The sequence below is a fragment of the Citrobacter sp. MGH 55 genome (assembly GCF_016906145.1).
GTDB lineage: Bacteria > Pseudomonadota > Gammaproteobacteria > Enterobacterales > Enterobacteriaceae > Citrobacter_A > Citrobacter_A amalonaticus.
In genome coordinates this window covers 2523356-2544825 of record NZ_CP070239.1, presented here as the reverse complement: position 1 = coordinate 2544825, position 21470 = coordinate 2523356, and the positions used below count along the sequence as shown (strand labels likewise).

23 protein-coding genes and 1 other annotated feature are annotated in these 21470 nt (G+C 52.8%); of the genes, 10 read left to right on the top strand and 13 right to left on the bottom strand.

What is annotated here, in order from left to right; genetic code table 11:
- Positions 1 to 269: 269 nt before the first annotated feature.
- The 3 genes from clpB to rluD form a co-directional block, all read right to left on the bottom strand.
- Positions 270 to 2843, bottom strand: a complete 2574-nt coding sequence (gene clpB, locus JTI98_RS10150; protein ID WP_216082216.1) for an ATP-dependent chaperone ClpB — start codon at positions 2841 to 2843, stop codon at positions 270 to 272.
- Between the two features lie 129 nt (positions 2844 to 2972).
- Entirely contained in the window at positions 2973 to 3704 is a 732-nt protein-coding gene (gene yfiH / locus JTI98_RS10145; protein ID WP_042999701.1) for a purine nucleoside phosphorylase YfiH, read from the bottom strand.
- The gene (rluD, locus tag JTI98_RS10140) at positions 3701 to 4681 is read right to left on the bottom strand and encodes a 23S rRNA pseudouridine(1911/1915/1917) synthase RluD (protein WP_042999700.1); all 981 of its coding nucleotides are present in this window, start codon (positions 4679 to 4681) and stop codon (positions 3701 to 3703) included. Before rluD ends, yfiH begins: the two co-directional genes overlap by 4 nt.
- A 131-nt stretch (positions 4682 to 4812) precedes the next feature.
- Between rluD and bamD the strand changes: the two genes are divergently transcribed.
- The 4 genes from bamD to pheA all read left to right on the top strand — a co-directional run bounded on the left by bamD (position 4813) and on the right by pheA (position 7569).
- Positions 4813 to 5550 (top strand): outer membrane protein assembly factor BamD, encoded by a 738-nt coding sequence (gene bamD / locus JTI98_RS10135; protein WP_216082215.1) that lies wholly within the window; start codon positions 4813 to 4815, stop codon positions 5548 to 5550.
- 270 nt (positions 5551 to 5820) lie between these two features.
- Positions 5821 to 6159, top strand: a complete 339-nt coding sequence (raiA, locus tag JTI98_RS10130; protein WP_003031244.1) for a ribosome-associated translation inhibitor RaiA — start codon at positions 5821 to 5823, stop codon at positions 6157 to 6159.
- Positions 6160 to 6261: 102 nt separating this feature from the next.
- Positions 6262 to 6386: a sequence feature (Phe leader region), on the top strand.
- Positions 6263 to 6310 carry a pheA operon leader peptide PheL gene (gene pheL / locus JTI98_RS10125; protein ID WP_001386991.1) on the top strand — a complete coding sequence of 16 codons (48 nt, stop codon included), beginning with the start codon at positions 6263 to 6265 and terminating at the stop codon, positions 6308 to 6310. Its footprint overlaps the feature before it by 48 nt.
- 22 nt (positions 6387 to 6408) lie before the next feature.
- On the top strand, positions 6409 to 7569 hold the full coding sequence (pheA, locus tag JTI98_RS10120) for a bifunctional chorismate mutase/prephenate dehydratase (protein ID WP_181627767.1): 1161 nt from the start codon (positions 6409 to 6411) through the stop codon (positions 7567 to 7569).
- Between the two features lie 101 nt (positions 7570 to 7670).
- Here the strand turns inward: pheA and tyrA are convergent, their stop codons facing one another.
- Both tyrA and aroF read right to left on the bottom strand, forming a co-directional pair.
- Entirely contained in the window at positions 7671 to 8792 is a 1122-nt protein-coding gene (gene tyrA, locus JTI98_RS10115) for a bifunctional chorismate mutase/prephenate dehydrogenase (RefSeq protein ID WP_044328071.1), read from the bottom strand.
- A gap of 10 nt (positions 8793 to 8802) precedes the next feature.
- Positions 8803 to 9873 (bottom strand): 3-deoxy-7-phosphoheptulonate synthase AroF, encoded by a 1071-nt coding sequence (aroF, locus tag JTI98_RS10110; RefSeq protein WP_042325901.1) that lies wholly within the window; start codon positions 9871 to 9873, stop codon positions 8803 to 8805.
- 213 nt (positions 9874 to 10086) lie between these two features.
- Here aroF and JTI98_RS10105 point away from each other — a divergent pair, with 213 nt between their 5' ends.
- From JTI98_RS10105 to JTI98_RS10090, 4 genes are all read left to right on the top strand, one after another.
- Positions 10087 to 10461: a DUF2799 domain-containing protein gene (locus JTI98_RS10105; protein WP_200118870.1), complete on the top strand. Its 375-nt coding sequence runs from the start codon at positions 10087 to 10089 to the stop codon at positions 10459 to 10461.
- A 140-nt stretch (positions 10462 to 10601) separates the two neighbouring features.
- The gene (locus JTI98_RS10100; protein WP_044328073.1) at positions 10602 to 11120 is read left to right on the top strand and encodes a YfiR family protein; all 519 of its coding nucleotides are present in this window, start codon (positions 10602 to 10604) and stop codon (positions 11118 to 11120) included.
- Positions 11113 to 12336 (top strand): diguanylate cyclase DgcN, encoded by a 1224-nt coding sequence (dgcN, locus tag JTI98_RS10095; protein ID WP_042999693.1) that lies wholly within the window; start codon positions 11113 to 11115, stop codon positions 12334 to 12336. The genes JTI98_RS10100 and dgcN overlap by 8 nt, the downstream gene beginning before the upstream one ends.
- A 15-nt stretch (positions 12337 to 12351) precedes the next feature.
- Positions 12352 to 12834 (top strand): OmpA family protein, encoded by a 483-nt coding sequence (locus tag JTI98_RS10090; protein WP_042999692.1) that lies wholly within the window; start codon positions 12352 to 12354, stop codon positions 12832 to 12834.
- 3 nt (positions 12835 to 12837) lie between these two features.
- On the opposite strand, the gene JTI98_RS10085 is transcribed toward JTI98_RS10090, so the two are convergent.
- The 7 genes from JTI98_RS10085 to ffh form a co-directional block, all read right to left on the bottom strand.
- Positions 12838 to 14196, bottom strand: a complete 1359-nt coding sequence (locus tag JTI98_RS10085; RefSeq protein WP_216082214.1) for a PepSY domain-containing protein — start codon at positions 14194 to 14196, stop codon at positions 12838 to 12840.
- 56 nt (positions 14197 to 14252) lie between these two features.
- Positions 14253 to 14669, bottom strand: coding sequence for a DUF2946 domain-containing protein (locus JTI98_RS10080; protein ID WP_058586975.1), 417 nt, complete (start codon positions 14667 to 14669; stop codon positions 14253 to 14255).
- A 135-nt stretch (positions 14670 to 14804) separates the two neighbouring features.
- Positions 14805 to 15152, bottom strand: coding sequence for a 50S ribosomal protein L19 (gene rplS, locus JTI98_RS10075; protein WP_012134695.1), 348 nt, complete (start codon positions 15150 to 15152; stop codon positions 14805 to 14807).
- A 40-nt stretch (positions 15153 to 15192) separates the two neighbouring features.
- Positions 15193 to 15960: a tRNA (guanosine(37)-N1)-methyltransferase TrmD gene (gene trmD, locus JTI98_RS10070; RefSeq protein WP_042999689.1), complete on the bottom strand. Its 768-nt coding sequence runs from the start codon at positions 15958 to 15960 to the stop codon at positions 15193 to 15195.
- 44 nt (positions 15961 to 16004) lie between these two features.
- The gene (gene rimM, locus JTI98_RS10065) at positions 16005 to 16553 is read right to left on the bottom strand and encodes a ribosome maturation factor RimM (RefSeq protein WP_042325915.1); all 549 of its coding nucleotides are present in this window, start codon (positions 16551 to 16553) and stop codon (positions 16005 to 16007) included.
- Positions 16554 to 16571: 18 nt separating this feature from the next.
- The gene (gene rpsP, locus JTI98_RS10060) at positions 16572 to 16820 is read right to left on the bottom strand and encodes a 30S ribosomal protein S16 (RefSeq protein WP_042325918.1); all 249 of its coding nucleotides are present in this window, start codon (positions 16818 to 16820) and stop codon (positions 16572 to 16574) included.
- Between the two features lie 270 nt (positions 16821 to 17090).
- Positions 17091 to 18452: a signal recognition particle protein gene (gene ffh, locus JTI98_RS10055; protein WP_042325920.1), complete on the bottom strand. Its 1362-nt coding sequence runs from the start codon at positions 18450 to 18452 to the stop codon at positions 17091 to 17093.
- A gap of 165 nt (positions 18453 to 18617) precedes the next feature.
- Between ffh and JTI98_RS10050 the strand changes: the two genes are divergently transcribed.
- Both JTI98_RS10050 and JTI98_RS10045 read left to right on the top strand, forming a co-directional pair.
- Positions 18618 to 19409, top strand: a complete 792-nt coding sequence (locus JTI98_RS10050) for an inner membrane protein YpjD (protein ID WP_042999687.1) — start codon at positions 18618 to 18620, stop codon at positions 19407 to 19409.
- 19 nt (positions 19410 to 19428) lie between these two features.
- A complete protein-coding gene (locus JTI98_RS10045) occupies positions 19429 to 20715 on the top strand; it encodes an HlyC/CorC family transporter (RefSeq protein WP_042999686.1) in 1287 nt (428 codons plus the stop codon).
- 81 nt (positions 20716 to 20796) lie between these two features.
- Here the strand turns inward: JTI98_RS10045 and grpE are convergent, their stop codons facing one another.
- Positions 20797 to 21390: a nucleotide exchange factor GrpE gene (gene grpE, locus JTI98_RS10040; protein WP_042999685.1), complete on the bottom strand. Its 594-nt coding sequence runs from the start codon at positions 21388 to 21390 to the stop codon at positions 20797 to 20799.
- Between the last annotated feature and the right edge of the window lie 80 nt (positions 21391 to 21470).

Sequence of the window (21470 nt, the reverse complement as noted above, 5' to 3'; positions counted from 1 at the left end):
ATTCAGAGTCAAGCATTTATTTCGCTTTTCTCTGTCGGTGTTCATCACTGGTTTTCACCGGAGAACCCCGCTGACCCGGCGGCTTGTGTGCCGTTGTTCCGTGTCAGTGGAGGCGCATTATAGGGAGTTATTTCGGGCTGACAAGTCAAAAATACAAAAAACTTATCAACTGCTCACTTTTCAGGCAAACCACTCTATAAACCATCATTTTAGCCTGGTTTTTAAACAAAAATGGGCTCCGAAGAGCCCATTAATTATTTCATCAAGAATTACTGTACTGCGACAATCCGATCGTCGTTTACCTCAAGACGAATCGTTTTACCTGGAATTAACTCTCCAGACAGGATTTGCTGCGCCAGCGGGTTTTCGATCTGCTGCTGGATTGCACGTTTCAACGGACGCGCCCCATACACCGGATCATAACCATTTGCGCTCAGCAGTTTCAGCGCTTCATCAGAGATGTGGATTTCATAGCCACGCTCTTCCAGACGTTTGTACAGACGCTGCAGTTGGATCTGCGCAATAGACGCGATGTGTTGTTCACCCAACGGATGGAATACCACAACCTCATCTATACGGTTGATGAATTCCGGGCGGAAGTTGTGACTCACCACGCCTAACACCAGATCTTTCATATGGCTGTAGTCGAGATCGCCGAAGCGTTCCTGAATCAAATCGGAACCCAGGTTAGAGGTCATAATGACCACCGTATTACGGAAGTCGACCGTTCTCCCCTGTCCATCGGTCAGACGACCATCATCCAGTACCTGCAGAAGAATGTTGAACACATCAGGATGCGCTTTCTCAACTTCATCAAGCAGAATAACGGAATAAGGACGACGACGAACCGCTTCTGTCAGGTAGCCACCCTCTTCATAACCGACATATCCCGGAGGCGCACCCACCAGACGTGATACGGAGTGTTTCTCCATAAACTCGGACATGTCGATCCGCACCATCGCGTCATCACTGTCAAACATAAAGTTTGCCAGCGCCTTACACAGCTCGGTTTTACCGACCCCGGTTGGGCCGAGGAACAGGAACGAGCCAATCGGGCGGTTTGGATCGGCAAGACCGGCACGGCTACGACGAATCGCATTCGATACGGCTTCGACCGCTTCATTCTGCCCTATCACGCGGCTATGTAACTCTTGCTCCATACGCAACAGTTTTTCGCGCTCGCCTTCCAGCATTCTCGCGACCGGAATACCGGTCCAGCGCGCCAGCACTTCGGCAATTTCCGCATCCGTCACTTTATTACGCAACAGACGCATGGTTTTACCTTCCGACTGCGTCGCGGCTTCCAGCTGTTTTTCCAGCTCAGGAATTTTACCGTATTGCAGTTCTGACATCCGCGCCAGATCGCCAACACGACGCGCCTGTTCAATAGCAATCTTCGCCTGTTCCAGCTCGGCTTTGATCGTTTGTGTTCCGGAGAGCGACGCTTTTTCCGCTTTCCACTCTTCTTCTAATTCAGAGTACTGATGTTCTTTGTCATCCAGCTCTTCGTTAAGCATATCGAGGCGTTTTTTACTCGCCTCATCAGACTCTTTCATTAACGCCTGCTGCTCTAGTTTGAGCTGGATAATACGGCGGTCGAGTCTGTCCAGTTCTTCCGGCTTAGAGTCAATCTGCATACGGATGCTGGATGCCGCTTCATCGATCAGGTCGATGGCTTTATCCGGCAACTGGCGATCGGCAATGTAACGATGAGACAGCGTGGCGGCCGCGACGATTGCCGGGTCAGTAATCTGCACATGGTGATGCAGTTCATAACGTTCTTTCAGACCACGCAGTATCGCAATGGTATCTTCCACTGACGGCTCAGCCACGAACACTTTCTGGAAACGACGTTCCAGCGCCGCATCTTTTTCGATGTACTGCCGATACTCGTCGAGCGTAGTCGCCCCTACGCAGTGCAGTTCCCCACGCGCCAGCGCCGGTTTCAGCATGTTCCCGGCATCCATTGCGCCATCCGCTTTACCTGCGCCCACCATGGTGTGCAATTCGTCGATAAACAGGATGACATTCCCTTCCTGTTTGGCAAGATCGTTGAGTACGCCTTTTAAGCGTTCTTCAAATTCACCGCGGTATTTTGCCCCTGCCACCAGCGCGCCCATATCCAGCGCCAGTACGCGACGGCCTTTTAACCCTTCAGGGACTTCACCATTAATGATTCGCTGTGCCAGTCCTTCAACAATCGCCGTTTTACCGACGCCAGGCTCACCGATTAACACCGGGTTGTTTTTTGTACGACGCTGCAGAACCTGAATGGTCCGGCGGATCTCTTCATCACGGCCAATAACCGGGTCAAGTTTGCCCTGCTCGGCACGCTCAGTCAGATCGACAGTGTATTTTTTCAAGGCCTGACGTTGGTCTTCAGCCCCCTGGTCGTTCACGCTTTCACCTCCACGCATTTGTTCAATTGCCTGAGTAATATTCGCGGTCGTTGCGCCAGCCGATTTCAGTAAATCGGGCAGTGTGCCACGCGACTCAAGCGCCGCCAGAACGAACAGTTCTGACGAAATAAAATTGTCCCCTCGCTTTTGCGCCAGCTTGTCGCAAAGATTAAGAACACGCATCAGATCCTGAGAGGGCTGGACGTCGCCGCCAGTGCCTTCCACCTGCGGTAAACGACTCAGCGCCTGATCGATGGCGGTGCGTAACTGTCCGGCATTAATACCGGCAGAGGTTAATAAAGGACGTACCGATCCCCCTTCCTGATTCAGCAAGGCGCTCATTAAATGAAGAGGTTCGATGAATTGGTTGTCGTGCCCCAGTGCGAGCGACTGGGCATCGGCAAGAGCAAGCTGGAATTTGTTAGTAAGACGATCCAGACGCATAACTCCTCCCATAACAGGTCAAATTTGCTACTGGAGATTAAATGAGGTCATCCCTCAATTATTCAAGGTTATTGACCTGAATTATGTGAAAAGAAAATTACACGTACCGGATCGTCTTGATTCTTTAGGTTATATCAGCCAAATAAAACTTGCCATACGCCCCGTGGTCTTGTCGCGACGATAAGAGAAGAAAGTCTCATTTTCACTAAAAGTACAGCGGTCGCCGCCATAAATTTGCTCAACGCCGACATTTGCCAGGCGCTGACGGGCAAGCTGATAAATATTCGCCAGATATTTTTCGCCGTGAGGCTCAAAGGCTTCATGCGCATTAGTCTCTTTGGCGATAAACGCCTCGCGCACCTCAGGTCCGACTTCAAACGCCGCAGGACCAATCGCCGGGCCTAACCAGGCAAGAATATTTTCAGGCTTATCAGCAAAGCAGGCCACCGTCTCTTCCAGTACGCCTTCACATAATCCACGCCAGCCCGCATGGGCTGCCGCCACCTCCGTTCCTGCCCGATTACAAAAGAGTACGGGCAGACAGTCTGCCGTCATTACCGCACAAACGGTACCCGGCGTATTACTGTATGACGCATCCGCCCGTTTAGAGGCGTAAGGCTCGCCGGTCAGCTTCAGGACGTCTTTTCCATGCACCTGTTCCAGCCAGACCGGTTTTGAAGGCAGATTGCCCGCAGCAAACAGGCGTCTGCGGTTCTCTTCGACATGCTCCGGGTTATCGCCACAGTGGGCGCCCAGGTTTAAGGCATCATACGGCGGCAAACTCACACCACCGGTACGGGTCGAACTGCAGGCCGCCACACCGTTCGGCAGAGGCCACTGCGGGACAATAAGCTCACTCATAGCCAGGCCACATCATCCTTATGCTCTTCGAAATCCGCACGCATCGCGTCAATCAGTTCCACCATATCCTGTGGGATCGGCGCATGCCATTCCATTTCGATACCGGAAATCGGGTGATACAGACGCAGCATGGTGGCATGTAGCGCTTGACGGTCGAATTTACGCAATGTCGAGATAAATGCCTCCGACGCGCCTTTCGGCGGACGCGGACGGCCACCGTATACCTGATCGCCCACCAGCGGATGGGTAATATGCGCCATATGCACGCGGATCTGGTGCGTACGTCCGGTCTCCAGACGCAAGCGCAGACGCGTGTGCACACGGAAGTGTTCCATGATGCGATAGTGCGTGACCGCTGGTTTACCCATCGGATGCACCGCCATATGAGTACGCTTCGTCGGGTGACGGCTGATAGGTTCTTCCACCGTGCCGCCAGCCGTCATATGACCGATCGCTACCGCTTCGTATTCACGGGTAATCTCACGCAGTTGCAGCGCTTCCACCAGCCGCGTTTGCGCCGGAACGGTTTTCGCAACCACCATCAGCCCGGTGGTGTCTTTATCCAGGCGATGGACAATACCTGCGCGTGGAACATCAGCAATTGGCGGATAATAATGCAGTAATGCATTCAGAACCGTGCCGTCCGGGTTGCCCGCGCCAGGATGAACAACCAGATCGCGTGGCTTGTTGATAACAATGATGTCATCATCTTCATAAACGATATCCAGTGGGATATCCTGAGGCTCGAAGCGGATTTCTTCATCGATTTCAGCATCGATGGCGACCCGTTCTCCGCCTAACACTTTTTCTTTTGGTTTGTCGCAAAGTTTACCGTTGACCAGCACGCGCCGATCAAGAATCCAATCTTTTATGCGCGATCGCGAATAATCAGGGAACATTTCGGCCAAAGCTTGATCTAAGCGTTGACCGAGTTGATTTTCGGATACCGTTGCGGTGAGTTGTACTCGTTGTGCCATATACAGCTTCTTCGTTTAACGTTGGGTTTTACGGCTTTGCCGTTTAATATAGTGTGCTATTGTAGCTGGTCTTAACCGGGAGCAGGAACAGAGAATCTCCCGTAAAACATTTTGAGGAAAGTCAAAACGTCATGACGCGCATGAAATATCTGGTGGCAGCAGCCACGTTGAGCCTGTTTTTGGCGGGTTGCTCTGGTTCAAAGGAAGAGGTGCCCGATAATCCGCCTAATGAAATCTACGCGACTGCTCAGCAAAAGCTGCAGGACGGTAACTGGAAACAGGCAATAACGCAATTGGAAGCGTTGGATAACCGCTATCCATTTGGTCCTTATTCTCAGCAGGTGCAGTTAGATCTCATCTTCGCCTACTACAAAAACGCCGATCTGCCGCTTGCTCAGGCTGCCATCGATCGCTTTATCCGCCTGAATCCAACTCATCCTAACATTGATTATGTCATGTATATGCGTGGCCTGACCAATATGGCGTTAGATGACAGCGCATTACAAGGGTTCTTTGGTGTTGATCGTAGCGACCGTGACCCTCAGCATGCGCGAGCTGCGTTCAATGACTTTTCGAAACTGGTTCGCGGTTATCCGAACAGCCAGTACACCACCGACGCCACCAAACGTCTGGTGTTCCTGAAAGATCGTCTGGCGAAATATGAGTACTCCGTTGCGGATTATTACACTCAGCGCGGTGCATGGGTTGCCGTGGTTAACCGTGTGGAAGGTATGCTGCGCGATTTCCCGGATACGCAGGCAACGCGTGATGCCCTGCCGTTGATGGAAAATGCCTATCGCGAAATGCAGATGACGGCGCAGGCTGACAAAGTGGCGAAGATTATCGCCGCTAACAGCAGCAACACCTGATCGATTTTCAGATGCAAAAACGGCAGCGCTGAGCTGCCGTTTTTTTATCCGTTTCGCGTCGTGGCGCTGATGACTTTTGCGTAACGCAACTCATCAAATATGGCCTGCTTTCTGGCTTTCCTCAAGTTAAAAATCACCTCTTCCTGCGATAACTCACAAAAAGGTACCCTTGACAAAAAGTGACAAAATAATGTGATTTAAATCACACATTTTGACATTAGGAACGGTATGCTGGAATCACCAAGACGGGAAAGACAAGAGGTAAAATTTATGACAATGAACATTACCAGTAAACAAATGGAAATTACTCCGGCAATTCGCCAACATGTCGCAGACCGTCTCGCCAAACTTGAAAAATGGCAAACCCATCTCATTAATCCACATATCATTCTGTCCAAGGAGCCACAGGGTTTCATTGCTGATGCCACCATCAATACACCGAACGGACATCTGGTCGCCAGCGCAAAACACGAAGATATGTATACCGCTATTAACGATTTGATCAACAAGCTGGAACGGCAGCTCAATAAAGTGCAGCACAAAGGCGAAGCCCGTCGTGCAACAACTTCAGTAAAAGACGCCAACTTCGTCGAAGCAGAAGAAGAGTAGTCCCTTACATTGAGTGTATCGCCAACGCGCCTTCGGGCGCGTTTTTTGTTGACAGGGTGAAAACAGTACGGGTACTTTACTGACATCACTTAAGGAAACTGATATGAAACACACTCCGTTCTTCTTCGCATTCTTTTTTACCTTCCCCTGAATGGGAGGCTTTCGTCGTGTGAAAAAGAATGCGAAGACGAACAATAAGGCCTCCCACACCGGGGGGCCTTTTTTATTGATAACAATAAAGGCAACACTATGACATCGGAAAACCCATTACTGGCGCTGCGCGATAAAATCAGCGCGCTGGATGCAAAATTACTGGCGTTACTGGCCGAGCGACGTGGGCTGGCAGTTGAAGTCGGCAAAGCCAAGCTTGAATCCCATCGCCCGGTACGGGATATCGACCGCGAGCGCGATCTCCTGGACAGATTGATTACGCTTGGCAAAACCCATCATCTGGATGCGCACTACATCACCCGCCTTTTTCAACTCATCATCGAAGACTCCGTTCTCACCCAGCAGGCGCTGCTCCAGCAACATCTGAATAAGATCAACCCGCATTCTGCGCGCGTGGCGTTCCTGGGACCAAAAGGCTCATACTCACATCTTGCGGCACGCCAGTACGCTGCACGTCACTTTGAGCAGTTTATTGAGAGCGGTTGTACAAAGTTTGCCGATATCTTTAATCAGGTTGAAACCGGCCAGGCCGATTACGCAGTTGTACCGATTGAAAACACCAGTTCGGGTGGGATTAACGATGTCTACGATCTGCTCCAGCACACCAGTCTCTCCATTGTGGGTGAGATGACGGTGACTATCGATCACTGCGTGCTGGTTTCCGGTACCACGGACCTCGACACCATTGAGACGGTGTACAGCCACCCGCAGCCGTTCCAGCAGTGCAGCAAGTTCCTCAGTCGTTATCCGCACTGGAAAATTGAATACACCGAAAGCACATCCGCCGCAATGGAAAAGGTCGCTCAGGCGAATTCTCCGCGCGTTGCTGCGCTCGGAAGCGAAGCCGGTGGCGTGCTGCATGGTTTACAGGTTCTTGAACGTATCGAGGCAAATCAGACGCAAAATATCACGCGTTTCATCGTGCTGGCGCGTAAAGCGATCAATGTTTCTGACCAGGTGCCAGCCAAAACAACGCTGCTGATGGCGACAGGACAACAGGCGGGCGCGCTGGTGGAAGCGCTACTGGTGATGCGTAACCACAATCTGATCATGACCAAACTGGAATCCCGCCCCATACACGGCAATCCGTGGGAAGAGATGTTTTATCTCGACATCCAGGCCAATCTGGAATCCCCACAGATGCAGAAGGCGCTCAAAGAGTTGGGCGAGATTACTCGCTCCATGAAGGTGTTGGGTTGCTATCCCAGTGAGAACGTGGTGCCAGTCGATCCGAGCTAACGTGCAACAAGGCCGGAGGGCGTATGCCTGTCCGGCCTGTTGTTTATGTTGCATAGGCTGGATAAGGCACTTTAGCGGCGCTATCCGGCATAATCCTGCCATTACTGTCGACTGTCATTCGCCTGGCGTAACAGCGTACGACTTTCGCTCTGGAAGCGCTTCGCGTAGTCACCGAACCAGTGCTCCACTTTGCGGAAGCTGTCGATAAACGCCTGTTTATCTCCCTGCTCCAGCAGACTGATCGCTTCGCCAAAACGTTTGTAATAGCGCTTAATCAGTGCCAGATTGCTCTCCGACGCCATAATGATATCGGCGTAAAGCTGTGGGTCCTGAGCAAACAGCCGCCCCACCATCGCCAGTTCAAGGCGATAAATCGGAGAAGAGAGCGCCAGCAACTGTTCAAGCTGCACGTTTTCTTCTGCCAGATGTAGACCATAAGCAAAGGTCGCAAAGTGACGAAGCGCCTGAATGAACGCCATGTTCTGATCGTGCTCGACGGCGCTAATACGGTGCAGCCGCGCGCCCCAGACCTGAATCTGCTCCAGGAACCACTGATAAGCTTCCGGATGACGTCCATCGCACCAGACCACCACCTGCTTTGCCAGGCTGCCGCTGTCCGGGCCAAACATCGGGTGCAGACCGAGTACCGGCCCGTCGTGCGCCGCCAGCATTGCCTGTAAAGGACCGTTTTTCACCGACGCCAGATCGACCAGGATACAGTCGGCGGGCAACGGCGGTAATGTTGCGATCACCTGTTCCGTCAGATGGATCGGGACACTCACGATCACCATGCCGGCATCCGCGACGATCTCCTGCGCGCGATCCCAGTCATGCTGTTCGAGGATCCGCACCTGATAACCCGACAGGGTGAGCATTTTCTCGAACAACCGTCCCATCTGACCGCCACCGCCGACAATCACCACCGGGCGCAGCGAAGGACACAGCGTCTTAAACCCTTTATCGTTCTCACTGGAATAGGATTCACGCATCACTCGACGCAATACGTCTTCAATCAGATCTGGCGGTACGCCGAGCGCTTCCGCTTCGGCTCGGCGCGAAGCCAGCATTGAGGCTTCGCGTTCCGGTACATAAATCGGCAGGCCAAAGCGGCTTTTGACTTCCCCGACCTCTGCCACCAGTTCCAGACGGCGCGCCAGCAAATCCAGCAGCGCCTTGTCTACTTCATCAATTTGATCGCGTAACGCGGTCAATTCAGCAACCATAACGAACCTCTTAAGCCTGGCGCGCCGCCAACTGGCCGTTCAAGTCTTTGTTAATTTCACGCAGTAACGCGTCCGTCATTTCCCAACTGATGCAGGCATCGGTAACGGACACGCCGTACTTCATTTCGCTGCGCGGTTGCTCGGAGGACTGGTTGCCTTCGTGAATATTACTTTCAATCATCAGGCCGATGATTGAGCGGTTGCCATCTTTAATTTGCGCAACCACCGACTCCGCCACGGCAGGCTGACGACGGTAATCTTTATTGGAATTACCATGACTGCAATCTACCATCAGTGACGGCCGCAGTCCCGCCTGCTCCATCTCTTTTTCGCACTGGGCGACATCTGCCGGGCTGTAGTTAGGCGCTTTGCCGCCGCGCAGGATCACATGCCCGTCCGGGTTGCCCTGGGTTTGCAACAGCGCAACCTGACCTGCCTGGTTAATACCGACAAAACGGTGCGATTGCGCCGCCGCGCGCATGGCGTTGATCGCCGTCGCCAGGCTGCCGTCGGTGCCGTTTTTGAAGCCCACCGGCATCGACAGACCCGATGCCATTTCACGGTGCGTTTGCGATTCCGTGGTTCGCGCGCCAATCGCAGACCAGCTAAACAGATCGCCCAGGTACTGCGGGCTGTTCGGATCCAGCGCTTCCGTCGCTAGCGGCAGTCCCATGTTGACCAGTTCAAGCAACAGTTGACGCGCAATTTTCAGACCGGCTTCAACGTCAAAAGAGCCATCCATATGAGGATCGTTAATTAACCCTTTCCAGCCAACGGTAGTACGGGGTTTTTCAAAATAGACGCGCATCACCAGATAGAGGCTATCGCTGACCTCTGCGGCAAGGGCTTTAAATCGACGAGCATATTCCAGGGCCGTTTCAGGATCGTGAATGGAGCACGGACCGCACACCACTAACAGACGCGGATCGCGACCGGCAATGATGTCAGAAATGGTTTTGCGCGACTGGGCGATTTGCGCCTCTTGCGCCAGGCTCAGCGGGAATTCCGCTTTAAGTTGTTCCGGGGTCATCAGAACCTGTTCGTCGGTAATATGTACGTTGTTCAGCGCGTCTTTTTGCATGATGGCGATCCTGTTTTAGCTCGTTTGCGATAGTTTTCCTCAATGAGGATGACGTAACGATAACACAACGAGTAAAGATATCAATCCAAAATACGTAAACATTGCGTTACAGAATCGACATTTGTTCGATTTAAAGCCCATCATACCGTACATAATAATTTACACACGGTTATTGTACGGTCCGCTATGCTTTGAAAAACAGGAGAACGAGCAATGACGAGAAGAGTCAGTATCGCAATCATTTTTCTGCTCAGTGGCTGCCAGATCGATCCTTACACCCACGCGCCAACATGGACCAGTACCAACTGGTATGACGCCGGTATCGAAGATGCAATTTCCGGCGTTGCGGTTAAAGATAATGAAACGCTGGCCGATAGCTTTAACGACCCGGAGGTGGATCGTTCGCAATACCTCAACGGTTATGCAGAAGGTCAGCGTAAAACCTGTCAGCAAAATTTTGTCTATGCCAGAGGCGTAACGGGGAAAACCTTCCCTGCCAGTTGCGATACCGTAGAAAATGCCAGCCAGTTGCGTGAAGCATGGCAACAAGGTGCCGATGAAAATGCTGGCTCAATACGTCTGAATTAATATTTAGTCAGATTTAGCTTAAAGCGTATACGTTAATCTACAAGGTATAATGACGCTCCGCAAAAATAATGTTATTTTGCTTTAAACAAAACATGGATGTATTTTGATGACTGATAAAAGATGCTGGTGAGGAAATCGTTATGTCCGCTTCTCACCGATGCCTGATGCTGCTGGTGCTCTTACTGGCAGGATCGCCAGTTTTTGCAAATGACATCCCTGATGCGGCGAAGAACGTTCGCACCATGGTCTCTGGCATTGTCAGCTATACGCGCTGGCCTGCCCTCTCAGGGCCACCCAGACTGTGTATTTTCTCGTCTTCCCGGTTCGTCAACGTCCTGGGAGACAGCAGTGATACGTCGCTGCCTTATCAACCTGTTATTATTTACACCGAACAAGAAGCATTAACTGCGCGTTGTGATGGTGTTTATTTCGGCAGCGAATCTCCCACCGCTCAGGTTGAATTAGCGAATAAATATCCGTCTAAGGCGTTGTTATTAATTGCAGAACAGAATGCCGAATGCATTATTGGCAGCGCCTTTTGTCTGATTATTAACAATAATGATGTCAGATTCGCCGTTAATCTGGATTCCTTGTCACGCAGTGGCGTAAGAGTCAATCCGGATGTATTGATGCTCGCACGGAATAATAAAAATGGATAAGGATCTTTCCCTAACCCCCCGTCCCACATTTAAGCGAGCGTTGCGACGCATCAACATCACCAGCGTGATCGTGACCATGACGTTGATCTGGCTGCTGCTATGTGTGGCCTCGGTGCTGACGTTAAAACAGTATGCGCAAAGGAACCTCGAGCTCACGGCGGCGACAATGACCCATAGTCTGGAAGCTGCGCTGGTATTCGCCGATGATGCCGCCGCCGCAGAAACGTTGGCCGCGCTCGGCCAACAGGGGCAATTTTCCGCCGCTGAGGTTCGCGACAATAATCAGAATGTCATTGCCTCCTGGCGCTACAACGCGCTGGAGAACGACGATAAGCTAGGGGATTTTATTAGTCACTGGCTCTTTCCCTTCCCCGTCGCCCAGCCCGTCTGGCACAGTGGTGAAATTATCGGTGAAGTTCGACTTACCGCACGCGACAGCTTAATCAGCCACTTCATCTGGCTTTCTCTGGCGGTACTTACCGGGTCGATTCTGCTGGCCTCCGGTATTGCCATTTTGCTGACGCGTCACCTGCACCGTGGTGTGGTTGAGGCGCTGCAAAATATCACCGAGGTGGTGCACGATGTGCGTACCAACCGTAACTTCTCCCGCCGCGTCTCTGAAGAGCGGATTGAAGAGTTCCACAATTTTGCCCAGGACTTCAACAGCCTGCTGGATGAAATGGAAGAGTGGCAGCTGCGTTTGCAGGCCAAAAATGCACAATTATTGCGAACGGCGCTGCACGATCCGCTGACCGGGCTGGCAAACCGGGCGGCGTTCCGGAGCAGCATCAGCGCCCTGATGAACGACAATTCTGCCCGTAGCAGCTCAGCGCTTCTGTTTCTTGATGGCGATAACTTCAAATTTATAAATGATACCTGGGGACATGCCGCAGGCGATCGTGTGCTGATTGAAGTCGCCAGACGACTGGCTGAATTTGGCGGCAACCGCCATATTCCTTATCGCCTCGGCGGAGATGAGTTTGCCGTCGTGCTTTACGGCGTCCATTCAGACTATGAAGTCCAGCGAATCAGCGCCGCGCTGTCACAAGAGTTTAATCGTCCTTTTGACCTGCATAACGGGCATTTAGTCAGTATGACACTGAGTATGGGTTACGCGCTGACCTGGGAGCACGCTTCCGCCGAGAAATTACAAGAGCTGGCCGATCGTAATATGTATCAGGCTAAACATCAGCGCGCTGTGCGCTCGATAAAATAAAAAAGGAATGCACACATGCTTAAGCGTCTTTTATCTCCATTCATTCTTGCCACGCTACTGCTGGCAGGCTGTCAGGCTCCACAGGGCAAATTCACCCCTGAGCAGATAGCAGCCATGCAATCGTACGGATTTACTGAATCCGCGGGAGACTGGTCCCTGGGGCTTTCCGACACTATCCTGTTTGATAAGAATGACTACAAACTGCGTGCGGAAAGCCAGCAGCAGATTCAGTCGATGGCCGCTCGTCTGGCTTCAGTCGGTCTGAATCATGCGCGTATGGATGGGCATACCGATAACTATGGCGAGGACAGCTACAATGAGGCGTTATCACTCAAGCGCGCCAATGTCGTGGCGGACGCGTGGTCAGAAGGTGCGAAGATTCCGCGCACCAATCTGACCACTCAGGGATTAGGGAAAAAATACCCCATCGCCAGCAACCAGTCGGCGAAAGGTCGCGCTGAAAACCGCCGTGTCGCCGTGGTCATCAGCACGCCTTAGTCCTCAGTCGGCTGGCTGCACGATTACCTCGCGTGACGCGTGAACCCAGCGCAGCCAGTCGACCAGCATAAACAGCAGCAGACTCCCCCCCAGCACCGGCATTGCCAGTCCGAGCGTCATCGCCAGTAACCCAACACCTGTACGCCCCCAAACGCTCAACATGAGCCAGCTTTGAACCAGCGTCTGCGCCGGACTGGCTGATGGGCCCGCAGGACGGCGAATCCACCACAGCCGATAACCAATCACGATCATCAGGCAAAGGCCAACGCCAAAACCGATCAGCAGTAATTGGTTCGGCAATCCCAGCAGAATGCCCATATGAAAATCGACGCCCCAGCGCGTCAACTTCGCCATCAGCGGGAAGTCGGCAAATCGGGTATGGTCGGTCACCTGAAGCGTCGTCGGGTCAACAGCAACGGCATCAACCTGCGTAGGCCAGCGGCGATCGATTTCCGTTACCGTCCACCCGTGCTGCGCATCCTTCGGCGGGCGAATCTCCAGCCGAAGCGCATTGAGGCCAGCCGTCTGCGCGGTCTGTAATACGGTATCGAACTGACGGATATTCACCTGGACAGCAGGCATCTCCCTGCCGCCATGGTGGTCTGCGTGCTCATCATGAAGCGGGCGAGCACCATGAAGTTGAGCGTTAAGCTGTGGCGTCAGCCAGCCAAACGCGGCGCGCATTTTATCCACATTGCCGCCAGCCCACTGCGACCAGGTCAGTCCGGTTGCTGAAAATAACAGCATTCCGACTAACAACAGCCATCCCAGCGTAACGTGCAAGCGACGGTGGTTTTGTACCGGATTGTTCAACCGGCGCCGGGGTCGCGTTACTGACCAGAGTGTAATACCGCCCAGCGCCGCCACCCACATCCAGGATGCCGCCAGTTCACTGTAGAGACGCCCGGCCTCCCCCAACAATAGCGAACGGTGGGCATAATCAATCCACTGCCGCAGCGGCAGGATACCGCTGGTGCCGTACACCGGCATATCGCCTTTCACGGCCAGGGTTACCGGATCGATAAAAATGGCCCGATGTTCAGAAGCCGCCAGCGCAGGGTCGGCAAACATGACGCGCGTTGTATCGCCCGGCTCCAGTCCAGGGCGGACGGCGTGCAGGCGCAGGTGCCAACCGGTCACCTGCTGCGCGATCGCAACCTGTGCCGCCAGCGATTGCGGCTCTCCCTGCGTCGTCCCGTTAAGTGCCTGAGCGTAAATGGCCTCTTCCAGCTGCGGCGTCGCCACATACAACGTGCCGGTCAGTGCGGCAACAAAGATAAATGGCCCGACAAACAGGCCGATGTAGAAATGAAGGCGTCGCAGCAGGGTTATCCATGCCGCGCGCGGTGTGCAGGTTGTCATACTTTTCCTCAGAAAAAGCAAAAGAGTGTCGTGACGCTTATGCGTCAATCTTATTTTCAGTAACAGGAAAGTGAGGACCTGCGCGGCGGCGCGCGCGTATCAGGATACAGCCAGGGGAAGAAATACCAGTGTTTTACCGTCGGACGAGTGGGTTGACATTGCACTCTGAGCAGAACGCCGCAGAGCAGAATCATCATCGCCAGGATAAGCCCTGGAACATGAGCCAGTAATACACAATAGCCACAGGCTTCGCCGTGATCGACAGGTCTCGGAATGGAAGGAGAATCACCATGATGCCCGGTGTGCTTCGCCATCGAACTCATCTCATGATGCATACCCGGCATCGCGCTCATTGGATCTTTTTGCAGTGCAACGGAGATTAGCGGGGCAATGACAATCAGCAGGATCGCAAACAACGCGAGACATGCCGCGTGCCGCTGAAAACCTGACTGACGAAATTTACCGTTATTCACTGTCCCTCCCGCAGAGAACGAGGGGCATTGTAAATGATTTATGAACTGAAGGTTAACGTTGTGAGTATTACGGAGATAAAAAAAGGGCCAGCCAACTGGCCAGCCCCTCTAACAGGATGTCGCCTGAGCGATATCTTAGTTAAGACGCTCTTTGATACGAGCTGCCTTACCAGTACGCTCACGCAGGTAGTACAGTTTAGCTTTACGAACGGCACCACGACGTTTAACAGCAATGCTGTCAACAACCGGAGAGTGAGTCTGGAAGACACGCTCAACGCCTTCGCCGTTGGAAATTTTACGAACAGTGAATGCAGAGTGCAGACCGCGGTTACGAATAGCGATAACCACGCCCTCGAATGCCTGCAGACGTTTTTTGGAACCTTCAACAACCCATACTTTCACTTCCACGGTATCACCCGGACGGAAGGAAGGTACGTCCTGCTTCATCTGCTCTTGTTCAAGTTGCTTAATAATGTTGCTCATAATTTAATCTCTTATCCTGGGTAAACTGATAATCGGGGGCTTACGCCATCCCATCATGTTTATGTTGCTGTTGCGCGTGTTCCGTTTTGAACTCCGCCAGCAACCTTGCTTGCTCTTCAGTCAGAGCCAGGTTTTCCAGAAGTTCAGGTCTTCTAAGCCAGGTGCGACCCAGCGACTGTTTCAAGCGCCAGCGACGTATCTCAGCATGGTTTCCTGACAGTAACACTGCCGGGACGTCCATCTCTTCTAACACTTCAGGTCGGGTATAGTGCGGGCAGTCCAGCAATCCATCCGCAAAGGAATCTTCCGTTGCCGATGCCTCATGACCCAGAACCCCCGGAATAAACCGGGAAACGGAGTCAATCAGTACCATTGCCGGTAACTCGCCACCGCTGAGAACGTAATCGCCGATTGACCATTCTTCGTCAATTTCGGTTTGGATCACGCGCTCATCTATGCCTTCGTAGCGACCACAGACCAGAATCAGCTTTTGATTCGTAGCCAGTTCGCTGACGCCTGCTTGATCAAGCTTGCGTCCCTGAGGTGACAGATAAATCACCTTAGCGCCTTCACCCGCCGCGCTTTTTGCTGCATGAATGGCATCCCGTAAGGGTTGTACCATCATTAACATCCCCGGTCCGCCGCCGTAAGGACGATCGTCCACGGTACGGTGCCGGTCATGCGTGAAGTCACGAGGACTCCAGCTCTGGATGTTCAGCAGGCCATTTTTAACAGCCCGGCCAGTTACCCCGTAATCGGTAATTGCACGAAACATTTCTGGAAACAGGCTAACGATACCTATAAACACAAGCCAATCCCCATCACGCCGTCATTTACCGCTTATCCGGTGGTTTAAAAACCAGGATCCCAATCTACTTCGATAGTCCGCGTAGTGAGATCGACTTTCTTGATAACCTGCCCATCGAGGAACGGCACGAGGCGTTCCTTGATACCAAACGCATCTTTCAGGTTTGCCTTAATGACGATGACGTCATTCGATCCGGTTTCCATCATGTCGACGACTTTACCGAGATCGTAGCCTTCAGTGGTCACTACCTGGCAGCCCATCAGGTCTTTCCAGTAGTAGTCACCTTCTTCCAGTTTTGGCAGTTGCGTAGAATCCACGACAATTTCGCAATTGGTCAACAGATTCGCAGCATCCCGATCTTCAACGCCTTTCAGCTTGATGATCAGATCCTGATTGTGGTGCTTCCAGCTTTCCAGCTGTACTTGCTGCCACTGACCCGCCTTCTGGATAAACCAGGGCTGATAGTCAAAAATGCTTTCGGCGTCTTCAGTGGAAGAAAACACTCTGAGCCAACCACGAATACCGTAAGACGATCCCATTTTCCCTAAGACAATCGGGTCCACGGGTGCTTGCGCAGTGAGTTGCTTGCTCATCATGACCACCGTGACAGATTAAGCTGCTTTGCTTACTTCTTTGATCAGCGTAGCAACGCGATCAGAAATGGTCGCGCCCTGGCCAACCCAGTGAGCGATGCGATCCAGATCCAGGCGAGTGCCTTCTTCTTTTTCGCTAGCGATTGGGTTAAAGAAGCCAACGCGCTCAATGAAGCGACCGTTACGTGCGTTACGGCTGTCAGTAACAACAACCTGGTAGAACGGACGCTTTTTAGCGCCGTGACGAGCTAAACGAATAGTTACCATAACATCCTCTTGTGTGAATAAAACAACCGGGCCCCATCGAGGAACGGAGCCCGGTGTCATATTAAAAGCCCGAAAATTTTACTGATTTCTGGGGAAATTGCAATCAGCATCTTGATGCTGGACAGTAAACAAGGGATAGAAGGCGTATATCGGTGAAGCCAGTTTCGTTCCGGCGTGAGCACAGAAAGCGGAGCGTACACGTAGTACGTGAGCATTTCGAGCACACCCCGGAACTAAAATGGCAAACAAGATAGCCCTATACCCTTGTTTTTAGCGACCAGGGAATCCTGGCGGCATCATCCCTTTCATACTGCGCATCATTTTGGCCATCCCGCCCTTCTTCATCTTCTTCATCATGCGCTGCATGTCGTCGAACTGTTTCAGAAGGCGGTTAACGTCCTGCACCTGCATACCGCAGCCTTGTGCGATACGGCGTTTACGGGACCCTTTGATGATTTCCGGCTTCGCGCGCTCTTTCAGCGTCATCGAGTTGATGATCGCCTCCATGCGCACCAGCACTTTGTCATCCATCTGTGACTTCACGTTGTCCGGGATCTGCCCCATGCCCGGCAGCTTGCCCATCAGGCTCGCCATGCCGCCCATGTTCTTCATCTGGCGCAACTGTTCCAGGAAGTCGGTCAGATCAAAACCGTCGCCCTTTTTCAGTTTCGTCGCCAGCTTCTCAGCCTGCGCGCGGTCAACTTTGCTTTCGATATCTTCGATCAGCGACAGCACGTCGCCCATACCGAGAATACGTGACGCGATACGATCCGGATGGAACGGCTCCAGCGCCTCGGTTTTCTCGCCAACGCCGAGGAATTTGATCGGCTTGCCGGTGATGTGACGAATAGAGAGCGCAGCACCGCCACGGGCGTCACCATCAACTTTGGTCAGCACCACGCCGGTCAGCGGCAGCGCTTCATTGAACGCCTTCGCGGTATTCGCCGCATCCTGACCGGTCATCGCATCGACCACAAACAGGGTTTCTACCGGATTGATAGAAGCATGGACCTGCTTGATTTCGTCCATCATCGCTTCATCAACGTGCAGACGACCGGCGGTATCCACCAGCAGCACGTCGTAGAATTTGAGTTTGGCTTCTTTCAGCGCCGCGTTAACGATATCGACCGGCTTCTGGCCGACATCCGACGGGAAGAAATCAACGCCAACCTGCTCGGCCAGCGTTTCCAGCTGTTTGATCGCCGCAGGGCGATATACGTCAGCGGAGACGACCAGCACTTTCTTCTTGTGCTTTTCGCGCAGGAACTTACCCAGCTTACCGACGCTGGTGGTTTTACCCGCACCCTGCAAGCCCGCCATCAGCACCACGGCTGGCGGCTGCGCAGCCAGATTCAGGCTCTGGTTCTCTTCGCCCATCGCCGCCACGAGTTCGTTACGGACAATCTTGACGAACTCCTGCCCTGGCGTCAGGCTCTTGTTAACTTCATGCCCAACCGCTTTCTCTTTTACGCGATTGATAAACTCTCGCACTACCGGCAGCGCAACGTCAGCCTCCAGCAGCGCCATGCGCACTTCGCGCAGCGTCTCTTTAACGTTGTCTTCAGTAAGGCGTCCGCGGCCACTGATATTGCGCAGCGTGCGCGACAAACGATCGGTTAAATTATCAAACATTGTCTCTCGCCTGGGGTGGAAACGGTTGGTCGCTCAAGCGACACATGAACAGAATTTTGTCGCAGTATAACATGAAGCCGTCTTTGTTGTTATGCAACGGTTGGAGCCGCGGTCACGTAACGCTATACTGCTTCTCTTTCTCACTGGCCAACTGTCGACACCACTATGCCCGTTTTTGCTTTGCTCGCCCTTGTCGCCTATTCCGTCAGCCTCGCGCTGATCGTCCCCGCTCTGCTGCAAAAAAACAGCGGCTGGCGGCGTATGGCCATTCTTTCTGCGGTTGTCGCGCTGGTGTGTCACGCCATTGCGCTTGAAGCCCGCATTCTGCCGGGTGGTGATAGCGGACAAAACCTGAGCCTGCTGAACGTCGGTTCGCTGGTCAGCCTGATGATCTGTACGGTGATGACGATTGTCGCCTCGCGCAACCGTGGCTGGCTGCTGTTGCCGGTGGTGTATGCCTTCGCGCTGATCAATCTGGCCTTCGCGACCTTTATGCCGAACGAGTTCATCACCCACCTTGAAGCCACGCCGGGAATGATGGTCCACATCGGGTTGTCGCTGTTCTCTTATGCGACACTCATTATCGCCGCACTGTACGCGCTGCAACTGGCGTGGATCGACTATCAGCTTAAAAACAAAAAGCTGGCGTTCAATAATGAAATGCCGCCGCTGATGAGCATCGAACGCAAGATGTTCCACATCACGCAGATTGGCGTGGTCCTGCTGACGCTCACCCTGTGTACCGGCCTGTTTTACATGCACAATCTGTTCAGCATGGAAAATATCGACAAAGCGGTGCTCTCGATCATCGCATGGTTTGTCTATATTGTTCTGTTGTGGGGACATTATCATGAAGGCTGGCGCGGTCGTCGTGTTGTGTGGTTTAACGTCGCAGGCGCCGGGATCCTGACGCTGGCTTATTTCGGTAGCCGGATATTGCAGCAGTTTGTCAGCTAAGCCTTAAAGGAGGCGCCCCCTGGAACACATCTCCACCACCACGCTGATCGTCACATTGATCGTCATGGTGGTTATCTCCGCTTATTTTTCCGGTTCCGAAACCGGAATGATGACCCTGAATCGCTATCGCTTACGCCACCTTGCCAAACAAGGGAACCGTCCGGCAAAGCGCGTTGAAAAGCTGCTGCGTAAGCCCGATCGCCTGATAAGCCTGGTACTAATTGGTAATAACCTGGTCAATATTCTTGCTTCGGCCATCGGCACCATTGTCGGTATGCGTTTGTATGGCGATGCGGGCGTTGCCATCGCCACCGGCGTGCTGACCTTCGTCGTGCTGGTGTTTGCCGAAGTTCTGCCAAAAACCATTGCGGCGCTGTACCCGGAAAAGGTGGCCTATCCCAGCAGCTTCCTGTTGGCGCCGTTACAGATTCTGATGATGCCGTTGGTCTGGTTGCTCAACACCATCACCCGATTACTGATGCGCATGATGGGTATTAAAACCGATATCGTCATCAGCGGTTCGTTGAGTAAAGATGAGTTACGAACCCTCGTGAATGAATCCCGCTCGCAAATTTCCCGGCGCAACCAGGACATGCTGCTGTCAGTGCTCGATCTGGAAAAGGTCAGCGTGGATGACATCATGGTGCCGCGCAGTGAAATTATGGGAATTGATATCAATGACGACTGGAAGTCCATCGTGCGTCAGCTATCGCACTCGCCGCACGGGCGTATTGTGTTGTACCGTGACTCGCTGGATGACGCTATCAGCATGCTGCGCGTTCGCGAAGCCTGGCGGTTAATGTCGGAAAAGAAAGAGTTCACCAAAGAGACCATGCTGCGCGCCGCCGATGAGATTTACTTCGTCCCGGAGGGCACGCCGCTCAGCACACAGCTCATCAAATTTCAGCGCAATAAAAAGAAAGTCGGCCTGGTGGTCAATGAATATGGCGATATTCAGGGGCTGGTCACGGTGGAAGATATTCTTGAAGAGATTGTCGGCGACTTTACCACCTCGATGTCACCTACGCTGGCTGAGGAAGTGACGCCGCAAAATGACGGTTCGGTGATTATCGATGGCAGCGCCAACGTGCGGGAAATTAACAAAGCGTTTAACTGGCATCTGCCGGAAGACGACGCGCGTACGGTAAATGGCGTGATTCTGGAAGCACTGGAAGAGATCCCGATTGCGGGCACTCGCGTGCGCATCGGTCAATATGATATCGATATTCTCGACGTCCAGGAGAATATGATTAAACAGGTCAAAGTGTTGCCCGTTAAACCGCTGCGGGAGAGTGTCGCGGAGTAATGAAAACGGCCCGCTGGTTTTCCAGTGGGCCGTAGGCCGGATAAACATCAGCGCCATCCGGCAATATAAATAGCCGAAAGATTAACCTTTCGCTTTCGCAACGGTCACCATCGCCGCGCGGATCGTACGACCGTTTAACGTATAGCCTTTCTGCATAATACCCAGCACGTTGCCCGGCGCGATGTCTTCAGACTCGACCATCGCAATCGCCTGATGCACGTTCGGATCCAGCGCAACGTTCGTCTCAGCAATCACTTCAACGCCAAACTTGCGCACCACATCCAGCATCGATTTCAGGGTCAGTTCGATCCCTTCCACCATAGGCTTCATATCCGGATTGGCTTTATCCGCCACTTCCAGCGCGCGATCCAGGCTATCAATCACCGGCAGCAGTTCATTGACGAATTTCTCCAGCGCGAACTTGTGCGCCTTCTCAACGTCCAGTTCGGTACGGCGACGCAGGTTTTCCATTTCCGCTTTTATGCGCAGCACCGCATCACGTTCACGGGTCTGAGCTTCAGTAAGCTGCGCTTCCAGATTCGCAATTTTTTCATCGCGCGGATCCACCTGCTCAGCAGAAGCGTCTGATTCAACCGCCTCAACTTCTTCGTGCTGATCCATGATAATTTCTTCCGGGGCTTGCCCCTCAGGCGTTTTCTGTTCTTTACTACTCATGAATTTCTCCGCGTTTTTTTCGCATTCATCTCGCTAACTTCGCTTATTATGGGGATCAGATTCAGGGTTTCAAGGGAAGC